The organism is Actinomadura sp. NTSP31 (genome assembly GCF_041951385.1).
GTDB lineage: Bacteria > Actinomycetota > Actinomycetes > Streptosporangiales > Streptosporangiaceae > Spirillospora > Spirillospora napierensis.
On record NZ_JBGNUT010000001.1, the window covers coordinates 1 to 14,419 of the forward strand.

General features: G+C 72.2%; 10 protein-coding genes. 8 read left to right on the plus strand and 2 right to left on the minus strand.

The window, feature by feature from the left end:
- Positions 1–422 precede the first annotated feature (422 nt).
- Together ACA514_RS00005 and ACA514_RS00010 are read right to left on the minus strand one after the other, a co-directional pair.
- Complete coding sequence (locus ACA514_RS00005; protein WP_375038837.1) at positions 423–2,699, minus strand: hypothetical protein; 2,277 nt, start codon at positions 2,697–2,699, stop codon at positions 423–425.
- Positions 2,700–3,088: 389 nt separating this feature from the next.
- A complete protein-coding gene (locus ACA514_RS00010; RefSeq protein WP_375038838.1) occupies positions 3,089–4,327 on the minus strand; it encodes an FAD-dependent oxidoreductase in 1,239 nt (412 codons plus the stop codon).
- 166 nt (positions 4,328–4,493) lie between these two features.
- Between ACA514_RS00010 and ACA514_RS00015 the strand changes: the two genes are divergently transcribed.
- The 8 genes from ACA514_RS00015 to ACA514_RS00050 all read left to right on the plus strand — a co-directional run bounded on the left by ACA514_RS00015 (position 4,494) and on the right by ACA514_RS00050 (position 14,417).
- On the plus strand, positions 4,494–5,174 hold the full coding sequence (locus tag ACA514_RS00015; RefSeq protein ID WP_375038839.1) for a TetR/AcrR family transcriptional regulator: 681 nt from the start codon (positions 4,494–4,496) through the stop codon (positions 5,172–5,174).
- A gap of 128 nt (positions 5,175–5,302) precedes the next feature.
- On the plus strand, positions 5,303–6,574 hold the full coding sequence (locus ACA514_RS00020) for an ROK family protein (RefSeq protein ID WP_375038840.1): 1,272 nt from the start codon (positions 5,303–5,305) through the stop codon (positions 6,572–6,574).
- Positions 6,575–6,768: 194 nt separating this feature from the next.
- Complete coding sequence (locus ACA514_RS00025) at positions 6,769–7,848, plus strand: Gfo/Idh/MocA family protein (protein WP_375038841.1); 1,080 nt, start codon at positions 6,769–6,771, stop codon at positions 7,846–7,848.
- 106 nt (positions 7,849–7,954) lie between these two features.
- A complete protein-coding gene (locus ACA514_RS00030; protein ID WP_375038842.1) occupies positions 7,955–9,217 on the plus strand; it encodes an ABC transporter substrate-binding protein in 1,263 nt (420 codons plus the stop codon).
- A 38-nt stretch (positions 9,218–9,255) separates the two neighbouring features.
- Positions 9,256–11,292 (plus strand): ABC transporter permease, encoded by a 2,037-nt coding sequence (locus ACA514_RS00035; RefSeq protein WP_375038843.1) that lies wholly within the window; start codon positions 9,256–9,258, stop codon positions 11,290–11,292.
- Entirely contained in the window at positions 11,289–12,071 is a 783-nt protein-coding gene (locus ACA514_RS00040) for an ABC transporter ATP-binding protein (RefSeq protein ID WP_375038844.1), read from the plus strand. The genes ACA514_RS00035 and ACA514_RS00040 overlap by 4 nt, the downstream gene beginning before the upstream one ends.
- Positions 12,068–12,832 (plus strand): ABC transporter ATP-binding protein, encoded by a 765-nt coding sequence (locus tag ACA514_RS00045; protein ID WP_375038845.1) that lies wholly within the window; start codon positions 12,068–12,070, stop codon positions 12,830–12,832. The genes ACA514_RS00040 and ACA514_RS00045 overlap by 4 nt, the downstream gene beginning before the upstream one ends.
- 46 nt (positions 12,833–12,878) lie before the next feature.
- A complete protein-coding gene (locus ACA514_RS00050) occupies positions 12,879–14,417 on the plus strand; it encodes a GMC oxidoreductase (RefSeq protein WP_375038846.1) in 1,539 nt (512 codons plus the stop codon).
- The last annotated feature ends 2 nt before the right edge of the window (positions 14,418–14,419 follow it).

Below are 14,419 nucleotides of genomic sequence, written 5' to 3' on the forward strand. Positions count from 1 at the left end.
GATGATCAGGGACTCGATGCGCCCTTCGTCAGATCGAAGCGGGCGCCCCGGACGGGCTTCCCCGTCGGTCACACATCCACAACAGGTTCAACCCACCCCATATTTCGTCAAGCCCACCCCAAACCACGAGCCCACCAGCAAAGACAACCCAAAACCCCCACCACGCACCGGCTGCAGGCCAGTCCGCCGGCACCAAAAAAAGTTCGGACGATCTCGGGCCCGCAGGGATGCGGGGGCCTCGGCGGGTCAATCCGGGGGGCTGTAACGCCCGGTACGCCGGTCATCGTGGTGGTAGGTGGACCACTGCGGGTCCCCGGCTTTACCTGCGGTTGCCCACGCAAACAGGTAACCCTCACGGGTGGTGGCGACAAGATCGGTTTTACCGTCGCCGGTGCGGCGCTGCGAAGGGCTTCGCCGGGAGGCTAGAGGCGGCCGTTGCCCTGTGGGGCGATGACGAGGGTGATGCCCTGGGCGCCCATGCCGGCGGCGTACTCACCGACGGCGAGTCTCATCAGGCCGTTGTGGTTGCCGTACTCTTCGCTGCCGACCAGCACCGACGTGGCGCCGGGCATGGTGTAGGCGAGCCTGGAGGTGCCGTGCTCGCCCTCCTGCCAGACGCGCACCTCGTCTCCATGGACCTGGATCGTGCCGGGAGTGCGGCCGTCGTGGGAGAGCACCGGCGCTACGCGCCGCACCGGCCCGGCGTAGCCGCGGAGGGTCGTGGTGACCCGGATCTCCTGCGGCTTGATGGTGAAGCGATCCTCGACCGTTGTGACGCCACCGCCGAAGTCGCCGGTGTAGAGGACGGTGAACTCGACGCGGTCGCTTCGCAGCCGCGTCGGATGTACGACGACGTCCTGGGTGAGGCTCGGCTCGAGTTCGCCGAAGTGGCGCCACTCGCCGGGGGCGATCTCCCATGCCACGCCCATCCCGGTCGTCGGCGGCTTGGGGCCGTCCGGCACCCGATAGCTCGGCTCGGCCAGCAGGGAGTCGCTCGATCCGAGCTGGGGCGAGTGACCCGAGAAGTGCGCTCGGATGAGCCCGGTCGCGTCGTAGTGGTGGTCGCCGGCGGTGTCGATCTCCACGTAGGCGCCACCGGCGTTCGCGAAGACCTTGTGCAGGGGTTCGATATGGAGCAGGTGGCCACCGGTGTCCGCGGGGGCGGGCCGTTCGCTGACGTTCTCGGTCGTGGCGGCGTGTTCGTAGGCGAGGGCGAGCATCGACATCGGCAGCAGGTTGTACTGGGAGTGGCTGGAGTAGGACTCGAATCCGAAGCTCTGCGCCGGGTCCATCCAGTTCTTGACGACCTGCATCTCCCCGCTCGGGCGCACCCAGCGGAACATGGAGCGCAGCGCGAGGTGCGCGCCCCGTTTGAAGTACGCCGCGAGTTCTCTGTCGCCGGCGGCCAGCGCGCGTGCCCCGAAGACCTCGTAGGTCACGCACTGCTCCGCCTCGTTCCACTGGTGGTGAGCCGACCTGCCACCGGCGGGCAGCTCGCCGTTCGGCGACTGCATGAACAGGCTGGTGATGGCCGCGCGGCGCAGGGCCTCGGTCAGCTCGGCCTTGTACGGCCCGGCGTAGCCCCGCCCGATGAGGTCTGCGAGCCAGAGGCGCGGGAAGTGGTCGTAGGGCATCGGGCCTTCCAGATAGAGCCCGTAGGAGGTGTCGAAGTGCTGGCCCTGCGCGGCGAAGCTCGCCTCGGGGTAGCGATCGGAGGGCACGCGCAGGCCCATCTTCTGGAACAGCGCCTCGCCGCTCGCGGCGACGATGTTCCAGTTGTTGCCTCCGACGGCCGACCGGTAGGTGAGGAACGGCTCGAACCGGCCGATGTCGTGCTTCCAGGCCGCCGACCGGGCGGCGGGCAGGTGCGGCTCCAGCAGGCGGATCGCGTGGGCGAGCATCGGCGCGAAGAAATCCTCGTGGGAATCCGCGGCGGTGCGCTGAGCGAGTTCCAAGGACGCCCGGTCCACCGCGAGCGCGGCCGCCTCCAGGAGGTCCTGTCGTCCGGCGTACGCGACGAGGGCCGCGGCGGCGTGGGCGAAGGCGGGCGTGCTGTACTGGACCTCGCGGTTCCGGTAGGGGTCGATGATCGCGCCGGCGGTGTCCTGCCTGGTCTTCCAGAAGTCCACCTCGCTCGCGATCAGCCGTAGGTATTCGGCCCGCCGGAGACCGGTGGGCCGGACGTGATCGCCCGCGGACCGCGACCGGTGGCCGTCGAGAAGCGGCGCCGTCGGGTCCGGCGAGGCAAGGATCGGCCCCCAGGTGCTCCGGATCGGGGCATCGGTGAAGGTGACCCGGACCGGCTCCGGCTCCGCGGCCGGTTCGAGGACCAGGGCGTTGACGACCCAGTTGTTCGCGGCCGTGTCCATCGTGATGTCGACCCCGGTGCCGCCCTCCGGGACGACGAGCGTCGCGGTGAGCTCGGCGAACTGTGCGTAGCTCGGATGCAACACCGGCGGCTCGCCGCCGTCCATCCCGGACACCCGCAGCCGGGTGAAGTGGTCGGCGAACGTCAGGTCACCGGACAGAATGCGCAGGCGGTAACGGCCCGGCGCCAGGTTCCCGATCCGGAACACGTGCGCCGCGGTACCGACCACGAAATCGCGCTGCGGAGCGTCGCCGCCCCGGTCGCGGATACCGAGTCCGGCCGCCGAGACCCAGCCGTAACCGCGCGCCTCGGTGTACGCCTCAGTTCCCACACGCACGTAGCCCGGTGCGGGCGGCGTCGCGCCGCCAAAGTCCAGATGGAGCGCCCCTGCAGCCGGTCCTTGCGCCGCCCATGCGGTTGCCGCCCATCCGGGCACGACTCCTGCCAGTGCGGTCCCCAGCGTCCCCGCGATGAACACGCGCCGTCCTGTTTCCATCGTCCCGCTCCTTTGCTACCCGGTCAGCCCTCGTCGCAGGCCGGGCCCGGCCTGCGGCGGCCCCGAGCGCGGGGTGCGATGGAGACCTGCATCGGCCCTCCTAGAAAGCGCTTTCAGAGAACGCTTTCTGGAGCGTAAATTGACCTCTCGGCACCGTCAACCCCCGTCTGGGCAAGGGGTCCTCACCTCAGGCATCGCGCCTGGCGTGTTGGGCCGGCGCGTCCTCAGCCCGCTGCGCGTCCCAGGGCGGCGCGGAAGGCGTGTTCGGCGGTGTCGATCTCGGCGATCTGCTTGACGATCTCTGCGGGTGAGGCCTCGCCGACGGCCTTCTGCAGCAGCGGGGTGCGGTCGAGGATGAGGTCGCGGACGATCCGCAGCGGCGGCGGGGCGTGGTGGAAGACCTTGCCGAGCACGAACGCCTGCTGCGACTGCCGGGCGGTGTGGGGTTTGCGCGGGGTCTCGAAGGCCTGCAGCGCGCCGCGGACCGCCGTGTGGTCGCGAAGGTCGACCCCGGCCAGGCGGCGGCCGAGGAAGTAGCCGTCCTCGGTGGCCATCCCCGCGCCGTAGGCGGCGTAGGGGGAGGTCGGGTGGGCGGCGTCCCCGACGATGGTCGCGCGGCCTTTGGACCACTGCTTGAGGGGTTTGCGGTCGCGCAGCAGCCAGCGCTGCACGTCGTCGGGGTCGGTCGCGGCGATCAGTTCGGGCAGCGGCGAGGGGAAGCCGTGGGCCAGGCCGGTCGCGGTGGCGTGCAGGTCGCCGGTGAACTCGCGGCGGGCGTCGTGGGCGGTCAGCACCCACCATTGGAACCCGTCGCGGCCCTTGTGGCGGATCGAGGTCCAAGCGCCCTGGGTGGTGCGGCTGTGGGTGAGGATGCACAGCCCGGGCTGGGCCGGGACGTCGGCGTCCAGAACGAACCCGCCGAAGATGTGCAGGTTGTGCTCGCGTTTGGGGGCGTCTCCCCACAGGGTGCGGCGCACCAGGGAGTCGATGCCGTCGGCGCCCACCACCACGTCGCATTCGTGGATCTCGCCGTCTGCCAGGTGCAGGCGCACCCCGTCCTGGTCCTGCTCCAGCCGCTCGACGCGCCGGTTGACCTGCAGGACGCCGGGCGGGAGTGCGGCCAGCAGCCGCTCGTACAGGGCGGGGCGCAGCAGCCCGATGAATCCGCCGCCGTAGTCGCGGACGACGTCCTCGGGAAGGTGGACGGCGACCCGGCGGCGTCCGGCGATGTTGCGGAATTCGGTGTGGCACGGTGAGCCGAGGTCGTCGATGTCGACGCCCATCAGTCCGAGCGCTTTGATGGGCGGCGGCCACAGGTTGAGGATGTTGCCCGCCGGCCGGGCCTGGGGGTAGCGCTCCAGCAGGACGACGTCATGGCCTGCCTGGTGGACCGACAGGGCGGTGGCCATGCCGGCGGGTCCGGCGCCGATGACGGCGACCCGTCCGCGCGGGGTGGATGCCATGGGTACCTCCTCGGATGTGGCGCGAAATCGGCAGGTGGAGCGGCGGCCTGGCCGATCCCCCTGAAACTTTAGTGCGCACTAATGTTTGAGGATGATGTATCCCGGGTCACACGCCTGTCAACCCGCCGGCCTCGGCGGAGACCGCCGATGCGCGACAATGGCCGCCATGACGTCCGAGAACGCCATGGATGCCGCCGACCTGCGGATCCGCCCGCCGCGGCAGGAGCGCAGCCGCCAGGTGTGGGCGCGGATCCTGGACGCCGGCGTGCGGATCGTCGAGGAGGGCGGGTACGAGGCGTTCACCATCGCCGCGGTCTGCGAGCGCGCCGGCGTCGCGCCGCCCACGGTCTACGCGCGCGTCGACACCAAGGACGCCCTGTTCCTGGCCGTCTACGAGCACGGCATCGCCCGGCTCAACGCCGACCAGGCGGTCTTCGCCGATCAGCAGCGCTGGGACGGCCTGGCACCCGAGCGCCTGGTGGGCGAGGCGGTGACCGAGCTCGCCGGGCTGTTCTTCCGCCATGCACGCTTCCTGCGGGCCGTGGTCCTGATCTCCGGCGCCCATCCCGAGGTCGAGCGCCGGGGATCGGCCCACTCCCGCCGGCTGGGCGAGGAGTTCACCGCCGTGGTGCTGCGCGCCGCCGACCGCATCGCCCATCCCGACCCGGCCGCCGCGGTCCACGCCTGCTTCACCACGCTGTTCTCCGCGCTCGTAGTGCGTGTCGCCTATGGGGCCGGCTTCGCCGCACCGGCGACCACCGATGAGGTCTTCACCGGCCAGCTCGTCCAGATCGCGACCGGCTACCTGCTGAACCCGCCGGTCGAGGGGGGAACTGCGAGCCGCTGAGGGATCACTTCTCGCGGCAGCGCATGGGGGTTCAGGGTTCTGCTGCTTGCGGCTCGGCTTCTGTTGGAGTTCGGTAGAAGAACTAGACTCCGGTGATCACGTCTTCCTCTGCCCCCAGGAGGCTTCAGGTGCCCGCCGAGCGGATCGACAGTCTTGCAGCGGTGCTCGCCGCCGTCCGGGCCGCGGAGGGGGTGACCCAGCCGCTGCTGACGCGGCAGGTCGGGCTCGGTCGCAGCATCGTCGCCACGCGCGTGGCGGAACTGGAGGCGGCGGGGCTCGTCGTGCAGGACGGGCTGGGGGCGTCGACGGGCGGGCGGGCGCCCCGCCGCCTGCGGTTGCGGGCGGAGGCGGGCCTGGTGATCGGCGTGGACCTCGGCGCCACGAGCATGTCGGTCGGGGTCGCGGACCTCGCGGGCGCGGTGCTGCGCAGTGCCGAGGAGCCGATCGACATCGCCGACGGGCCGGAGGCCGTGCTGTCCCGGGCCGAGAAGGTGGTGGACGGCCTGCTCGGCGACCTCGCGCCGGCGGCCCCGGTCTGGGGCGTCGGGGTGGGGGTGCCGGGGCCGGTGGAGTTCGAGACCGGGCTGCCGATCGCGCCGCCGATCATGCCCGGCTGGGACGGCTATCCGATCCGCGCCCGGCTCTCCGCGCGGTTCTCGGCTCCCACCTGGGTCGACAACGACGTGAACCTGCTGGCGATCGGCGAGATCCGCAGCAATCCCGCGGTCGCCGGCGTCGGGGACCTGCTGTACGTGAAGATCGGCACCGGGATCGGGGCGGGTCTGGTCTCGGACGGCCGGCCGCATCGCGGCGCGAACGGCTGCGCGGGAGACATCGGGCACATCGCCGTGGCGGACGGCAACGACGTGGTGTGCCGCTGCGGCAACACCGGCTGCCTGGAGGCGATCGCGGGCGGCGCGGCGCTGGCGCATGAGGGGCGGCGGCTCGCCGAGAGCGGCGCCGGTCCGGTGATGGCCGGTTTGCTGGCGGCGAACGGCCGGCTGACCGCGGCGGACGTGACGCTCGCGGCGGATCGGGGGGATCCGGCCGCGCGGGCGCTGCTGGCCCGGGCGAGCCGGCTGGTCGGTGCGACGCTCGCGACCCTGGTCAGCTTCTACAACCCCGGCATGGTCGTGCTCGGCGGCGGCGTCGTGTCCGCGGGCGACCATGTCCTGGCCGCCATCCGGGAGTCGGTGTACCGGCGGTCGCTGCCGCTGGCCACGCGCACGCTGCGGATCGAGCCGTCCCCTCTCGGCGGCGAGGCCGGCCTGGTCGGAGCGGCGCACCTGGTGATGGACGAGCTGTTCACCAAGGACCGGTTGTCGGTGTGGCTGCCCTACGGCTCGCCGGCCGGGCACCCGGAGATCGCCGAGCCCGCGCGGACGGTCGGCTCCGCCTGACCTGACGGCCGTTCCAGCTCTGCCGCTTGCTCGCACGGGATGGGTGTGGCGCCGGGTATTCGTGCGATGGATGGCGTGCATCCGGAATACCGATCGCGCTTATGTCGCCCATTCATTGACTTCGTCCGATGTCAGGAAGAAGGTGCTTATTGCGTCGAGTGTGGCTCCTGCCACAGCAGATCCGAGGAGGGCCAATGGCCGACCGCGTCCGTGCCGGTGTGATCGGTGTCGGGTTCATGGGCACCGTGCACGCCCGTGCGATCCGGCGCAGCGGGGGCGTCGTGTCCCGCGTCGCGGGGTCGACGCCGGCGTCGTCGCAGGCGGCGGCCGAGCGGTTCGCGGCCGAGTTCCCGGCCGGCGCCGCCGAGGACGTGCTGAGCGCCGACGACGTCGACATCGTGCACATCTGCACCCCGAACAGCACGCACGCCGGCCTGGTCCGCGCCGCGATCGACGCGGGCAAGCACGTGGTCTGCGAGAAGCCGCTCGCGGTGAGCGCGGAGGAGGCGGCCGACCTGCTCGGCCGCGCGGAGGCGGCCGGGGTCATCGCGACGGTGCCGTTCGTCTACCGCTTCTACCCCAGCGTCCGGGAGGCGCGCAGCCGCGTCGCCGACGGGTCGGCCGGGCCGCTGCGCCTGCTGCACGGCTCCTACCTGCAGGACTGGCTCGCCGAGGCGACCGACGACAACTGGCGGGTGGACACCGGCCGGGGCGGCCCGTCGCGGGCGTTCGCCGACATCGGCGTCCACTGGTGCGACCTGGTGGAGTTCGTCACCGGTCACCGCATCGTCCGCCTGGCCGCCCGCACCGCGGTCGCGGTGCCGTCGCGCGGCGGCCGGCGCGTGGAGACCGAGGACGCCGCGGTGGTGTCCTTCGAGACCGACGGCGGGGCGGCCGGCACGCTGACGGTCAGCCAGGTGAGCCAGGGACGCAAGAACCGGCTCTGGTTCTCGGTGGACGGCGCCAAGGAGAGCCTGGTCTTCGACCAGGAGAACCCCGACTCGCTGTGGGTCGGCGGGCGGAGCGTCAACCGCCGGTTCCTGCGCGGCGCCGGGGCCTCCGATGCGGCGGAGCGGTACTCGGTCCTGCCGCCCGGGCATCCGCAGGGCTACCAGGACTGCTTCGACGCCTTCGTCGCCGACACCTACGCGGCGCTGGCGGGCGACGCCCCCGACGGGTTGCCCACCTTCGCCGACGGGCTCCGCGCCGCGCGGCTGACGGCGGCCGTCCTGGACGCCTCCAAGCGCGGCGAATGGGTGCAGGTGGCGTCGTGAAGCGCGCCTGGACCGGTCTGCGGATCGCCCGCGACACCCCGCGGCCCCCGCTGGTCGCCTGACCCCCCGCCGGCAACGGATCACCACCCCACCGAACGAGGAAATCATGAAGCGTTCCTTCGGCCTGCCCGCGATCGGCGCGGTCACGGCACTGGCACTGACGCTCGCAGGTTGCGGCGAATCGGCGTCCACCTCAGGCGGCACCGACGGCACACCGACCACCGCCGCGATCGACGGTGCGATCGGCTCCACCTTCAGCGGCGGCAAGCCCGGCGCGGCCTCCTCCAGCGAACCGATCACCATCGGCCTGATCAACCAGGAGGGCGGCCAGGTCTCCGACCCCGAGGTGACGGTCGCGGTCTCGGCCGCCTTCTCCTACATCAACAAGGAGCAGGGCGGCATCGGCGGGCACCCGCTCAAGGCCGAGGTCTGCAAGGTGACCGCCACCGAGGAGTCGGCGCAGCAGTGCGCTCAGCGGTTCCTCAACGACACCAAGGTCGACGTCATCCTGCAGGGCGGCCTGAACGTCGGCGCCAACGCGGTGCACCAGACGATCAACGGCGCCAAGCCCACGGTCATCATGATGGCGAACCCGGGCCCGGACACCACGGCCAAGAACGCCTTCGCCGTCAATCCCAGTGTCGTCGCGTCGCTGCCCGGCGTCGCCAGCTACGCGCGGTCGAAGGGCTACAAGTCGCTGGGCATCGTCACGGCCAGCGACCCGGGGAGCCTGGCGATCGGGCAGACCGCCCAGAAGATCTTCAGCGGCAGCGGCCTGTCGTCGAAGGTGACCACGTTCCCGGCCGGCACGACGGACCTGACCGGCACCTACACCTCGGCGCTGTCCGGCAAGCCGGACGCCCTCGCTCCGACGACGGTCACCACGTCCGACTGCCTGTCCTCGGCCAAGGCCCTGCAGTCGCTCGGGACGACGACTCCGGTCGTCGGTTCGGCGCTGTGCGCGACCGAGCAGATCAAGGCCGCGTTCGGCGACTTCCCCAAGTGGTCGTACGAGTCGAGCGTGCTGTCGCTGTTCGCCCCCGACGACACCGGCCAGCTCGCCTTCTACCGGGCGGTGATGGCCAAGTACGCGGGCAAGGGCGCCCAGCTCGGCATCGACGCGCCGCAGGCGTTCGGTGCGGCGTTCCTGCTGGCGAAGGTCTTGAACACGCTCGGCGCCGACAAGGTCACGCCCAAGGCGGTGTCGGGTGCGCTCAAGGACTACAGCGGCGGCGTCCTGCTGGGCACGCCGAAGGTCGCCTTCGGATCGGTGCCCGGGATGCCGACCCTCAGCGGAGTCGCCGACCGGTTCTACACCTACCAGGGCGGCAAGTGGGAGGTCGGCCCGTGGCAGAACCTGCCGAAGTGACGCCGACCGGTTCCGCTGGGAGAAGGTGAGAAAGCCGCATGGAACAGATCCTGCTGTTCGCGGTGCTGGGCCTCGGCACGGGGGCGCTCATCGCCGGGCTGGCCCTGAGCCTGGTCGCGACCTACCGGGGCTCGGGCACGATCAACGTGGCCGCCGGCGCGATCGCGATGTTCGGCGCCTACGTGTTCTACGGGCTGCGCGGCCAGGGCTACCTGCTGTTCCCCGCGCTGCGGGTGGCGGGCGCCGAGGGCATGGTCGTCCCGCTGCTGCCGGCCGTGCTGATGACGCTCGCGGTCTGCGCGGTGCTCGGCGTCGCCCTGCACTACCTGGTGCTGCATCCGCTGCGCCGCCAGTCCGCGCTGGCCAAGCTGGTCGCCTCGGTCGGGGTGCTGCTGATCATCCAGGCGTACGTCCTGATCACCTTCGGCTCGCAGGGCAAGGCCGCGCCGGACGTGCTGCCCACCGACCCGGTGCGGCTGCTGGGCGGCACCGTGCCCGCCAACCGGCTGTACCTGTTCGCGTCCGTGGTGGTGCTGACCGGCGCGATCGCGCTCGCCTACCGCCGCACCCGCTTCGGACTGGCGACGCGGGCGGCGCAGGAGAGCGAGCGGGAGGCGGCGCTGTCGGGCCTTGCGGCAGGACGGCTCGCCCTGGCCAACACCGTGATCGCCGCCCTGATCGCGGGCGGGCTCGGCATCGTCGTCGCGCCGCTGACCCAGGTGGATCCCAGCACCATCGCGCTCGCGGTCGTCCCCGCCCTCGGCGCGGCGCTGCTGGCCCGGTTCACCTCGTTCACCGTCGCGGCCGCCGCCGGGATCGGCATGGGGATCATCGCCTCGCTGGTGACCTACGCGCAGAGCCGGCCGTGGTTCCCCACCTCCGACGGGGTGGCGTGGCCGGGCGTGACCGACCTGCTGTACTTCGCCGTCATCGTCGTCGCCCTGTTGTGGCGGGGGCAGAGCCTGCCCGACCGGGGGACGCTGGTGGAGCCGCGCCTGCCGCGCGCACCCGCGCCGGAGCGGGTGGTGCGTCCGGCGGTGATGTCCGGTGCGGTGGCGCTCGTCGCGCTGTTCGTCCTGCCCTACGACCTGCGGCAGGCGCTGATCCTTTCGCTGATCGGCTCCATCGCGTGCCTGTCGCTGGTCGTGGTGACCGGACTGGTCGGGCAGGTGTCGCTGCTCCAGTTCGGCCTGGCCGGAGTCGCGGGGGTCGTGCTGTCCAAGCTCACCGCGGACGCGGGCGTCCCCTGGCCGCTCGCCCTGGTGGCCGGTGTGCTCGGCGCGCTGGTGATCGGGCTGGTGACGGCGCTGCCCGCGCTGCGCGTCCGCGGCGTCCAGCTCGCGATCCTCACGCTGGCCGGGGCCGTCGCGCTGAACTCCTTCGGGTTCGGCAACACCCGATGGGGGGTGCCCGCGTCCGGCGCGCCGGTCTCGGCCCCCACCGTGCTCGGCTTCTCCATCGGCACGGACTCGCCCGTGCGGGGGCTGGACGGCGCGCGCCCGAGCCCGCTGTTCGGGGCGGTCGTGCTGCTGGTACTCATCGCCGCGGCGCTGCTCGTCGCGGGGATCCGCCGCGGCAGCCTCGGCAAGCGGATGCTCGCGGTGCGCTCCAACGAGCGGGCCGCGGCGTCGGCGGGCGTCTCGCCCGCGCAGGTCAAGCTGATCGCCTTCGCGGTCGCGACGGTCATCATGGCGTTCGCCGGGGTGCTGTACGCCTACAACTTCGGCTCGCTCGACCCGACCCGCTTCACCGTGTTCAACACCCTCAGCCTGATCGCCTTCGCCTACCTCGGCGGCATCACCACCGTCCGCGGCGCGGTCATGGGCGGGCTGCTCATCACGCAGGGACTGATGAGCTACGCGCTGAACCACTACCTGGGCATCTCGGTGAACTTCCAGCTCGTCCTCGCCGGGTTCCTGCTGGTGTTCACGGTCATCACCAACCCGGACGGGATCGCGCTCGCGCCCCCGCCGAAATGGCCGGGGCGGCTGGTGCGGCGAGTGCGCGGCGGCCCGTCCGGCGACGCTCCCGCGGCCGCCGACAAGCAGCTCGCCACCACCCAGGGAGCGCGATGATGAACGACGTCCTCAGCACCCGCGACCTGACCGTCCGCTACGGCGGCAACCTCGCGCTGGACGCGGTGTCGCTGCGCATCGGGAAAGGCGAGCTGGTCGGGCTGATCGGTCCGAACGGCGCCGGCAAGACCACCTTCATCGACGCGCTGACCGGCTTCACCCGCAGCACCGGCACCGTCGAACTGGACGGCACCGACATCAGCCGCGCCAAGCCGCACCGGCGGGCCCGCGCCGGCCTCGGCCGCACCTGGCAGGGCGCCGAACTCTACGACGAGCTGACCGTCCGGGAGAACCTCGAGGTCGGGGCGCACCGCCCGTCGCTCGTCCAGTCGCTCAAGGAGATCGTCACCGGCCGCGCGCCCGACCTTCCCTCGGTCACCGAAGCGGCCGGGCTGCTCGGCCTCGGCGCGGTCCTCGACCGCGACCCCGACGACCTGTCCCAAGGCCAGCGCAAGACCGTGGACGTGGCCCGCGCCCTCGCCACCGGATCGCGGGTGCTGTGCCTGGACGAACCGGCCGCCGGCCTGGACTCCGCGGAGAGCCTCGCCCTCGGGGAGCGGCTGCGGCGGCTGGTGTCGGGCGGGACGTCGCTGCTGCTCGTCGACCACGACATGGGCCTCGTCCTGGGCGTCTGCGACCGGATCTACGTCCTGGACCTCGGCCGCGTCATCGCCGAGGGGACGCCCGCGCAGATCCGCCGCTCACCGCAGGTCATCGAGGCCTACCTCGGCGAGGGCGACGACACCACCGAATCCGCAGATCAGGAGGTCGCGAGGTGACCGGCACGCCGCTGCTCGAACTCGACGGGCTCACCCTGGGCTACACCACCTCCCCCGTGGTGCGGGAGATGTCCCTGACCGTCGCGCCCGGCGAGGTCGTGGCCCTGCTCGGACCCAACGGCGCGGGCAAGACCACCACGCTGCGCGCGGTGTCGAGACTGCTCGACCCGATGTCCGGCGCGATCCGCTACCGCGGCGACGACATCACCGGACGCTCGGCCGTGCAGGTCGCCCGCGCGGGCCTCGTGCAGATGTCCGACGCCCGCAGCGTCTTCCGCGGGCTCACCGTCGAAGAGCACTTCCGCCTCGGGCACCGCGGGCAGAAACTCGACCGCGACATCGCCTACGAGTACTTCCCCGCGCTCCGCAAGCTCGCCAAGCGGCGGGCGGGCCTGCTCTCCGGCGGGGAACAGCAGATGCTCGGCCTCGGCCGCGCGCTGGCCCGCCGCCCCACCGTGCTCATGGTGGACGAGCTCAGCCTCGGCCTCGCCCCCGTGATCGTCAAGCGGCTCCTGCCGATCCTGCGCCGCTACGCCGACGACACCGCCGCGGGCGTGCTGCTGATCGAGCAGCACGTCCAGATGGCCCTGTCGATCGCCGACCGCGGATATGTACTCGTGCACGGCGACGTCGTCCTGCAGGGCGACGCGGGCCGTCTGCTGCGCGACCGGCACCTGCTCACCGCCAGCTACCTCGGTGAGAACGAGATCGCGCCCGCCCAGGAAGAGTCGCGGACAGCGGACACCGGGACCGGGACATGAGGACGCCGAGTGACCCGCACGAGCCCGTACAGATGAGAAGGACTCCATGAGATTCCCCGAGCACGTCGACGTCGCCATCGTCGGCAGCGGCCCCTGCGGCGCCGCGTACGCCCGCGTCCTCAGCGAGCGGGCGCCCACGGCGTCGATCGCGACGTTCGAGGTCGGCCCGCTGCTGGCCGACCCGCCCGGCGTCCACGTCAAGAACATCGCCTCGGCGCAAGAGCGCGCCCGCGCGCAGCGGCTCTCCGAAGGCCCGGCGCCCCGCGACGGCGCCGCCTCCACCGACACCATGGACGGGTACGCCGACGACGCGCCCCGTCTCGCACGCCCCGGCACCTTCCTGCTCCCCTCGGGGTACCGGCAGCCAGGAGAGGACGGCCTCCCCGGCGCGGCGATGTCGAGCAACGTCGGCGGCATGGGCGCCCACTGGACCGGCGCCTGCCCCCGCCCCGGCGGCTCCGAGCGGATCGCCTTCGTCCCCGACCTCGACGACCTGCTCGCCGAGGCGGAACGGCTCCTGTGCGTCGACGCGCACGCCTTCGACGACGCGCCGTTCGCCGCCGAGGTCCGCAAGCGCCTCGGCGCCGCGATCGACGCCGGGCGCGGCGGCGACCGCCGCGTCCAGCCCATGCCGCTGGCCGTGCGCAAGGACGCCGGCGGCCGCGTCACCTGGTCCGGCGCCGACGTCGTCTTCGGCGAGCCGACCCGGGGCAACCCCAACTTCAGCCTGCACTCGCAAGCGCTCGTGACCCGCGTGCTCGTGGACGGCGACCGCGTCCGCGGCGTACAGATCCGCGACATGCGCGACGGGACCGTCCACGACGTCCGCGCCCGGTACGTGGTGGTCGCGGGCGACAGCCTCCGGACCCCGCAGCTGCTGTGGGCGTCCGGGATCCGGCCGCGCGCTCTCGGCCGCTACCTCAACGACCAGCCGCAGACCGTGTTCGCCGTCCGGCTCCGCGACATCGCCCCCGACCCGGCCGCCGAAACCGACCCACGCGACAAGGCCGAGATCGTCCCGCAGAGTGGCGTCAGCTGGGTCCCGTTCACCGATGACGAGCCCTTCCACGGGCAGGTCATGCAGCTGGACGCCTCGCCCGTGCCACTGGCCGACGCCGACGAGCCACTGCCCGGCACCATCGTCGGCCTCGGCTGGTTCTGCGCCAAGGACCTGCAGGAATCCGACCGCATCGAGTTCGACGACCGTGAAGGCGACGCCTACGGCATGCCCGCCATGCGCATCCACTACCGGCTCACCGAACGCGACCACGCGGCGATCGAGGCGTCCCGCAACGCGGTCCGCCGCGCCGCCGAAGCCCTCGGCGAACCTCTGGACGACGCCCCGCTGACCTTCGATCCCGGTGCGTCCCTGCACTACCAGGGCACCGTGCGGATGGGCGAACGCGACGACGGCACCTCCGTCTGCTCCCCCGCCTCGCAGGTCTGGGACGTCACCGGCCTGCACGTCGCGGGCAACGGCGTCATCCCGACCGCGACCGCCTGCAACCCCACCCTCACCTCCGTGGCCCTCGCCGTCGCCGGCGCCCGCGCCATCGCCGCCGACCTCACCGCCGAGAGGAACTGACG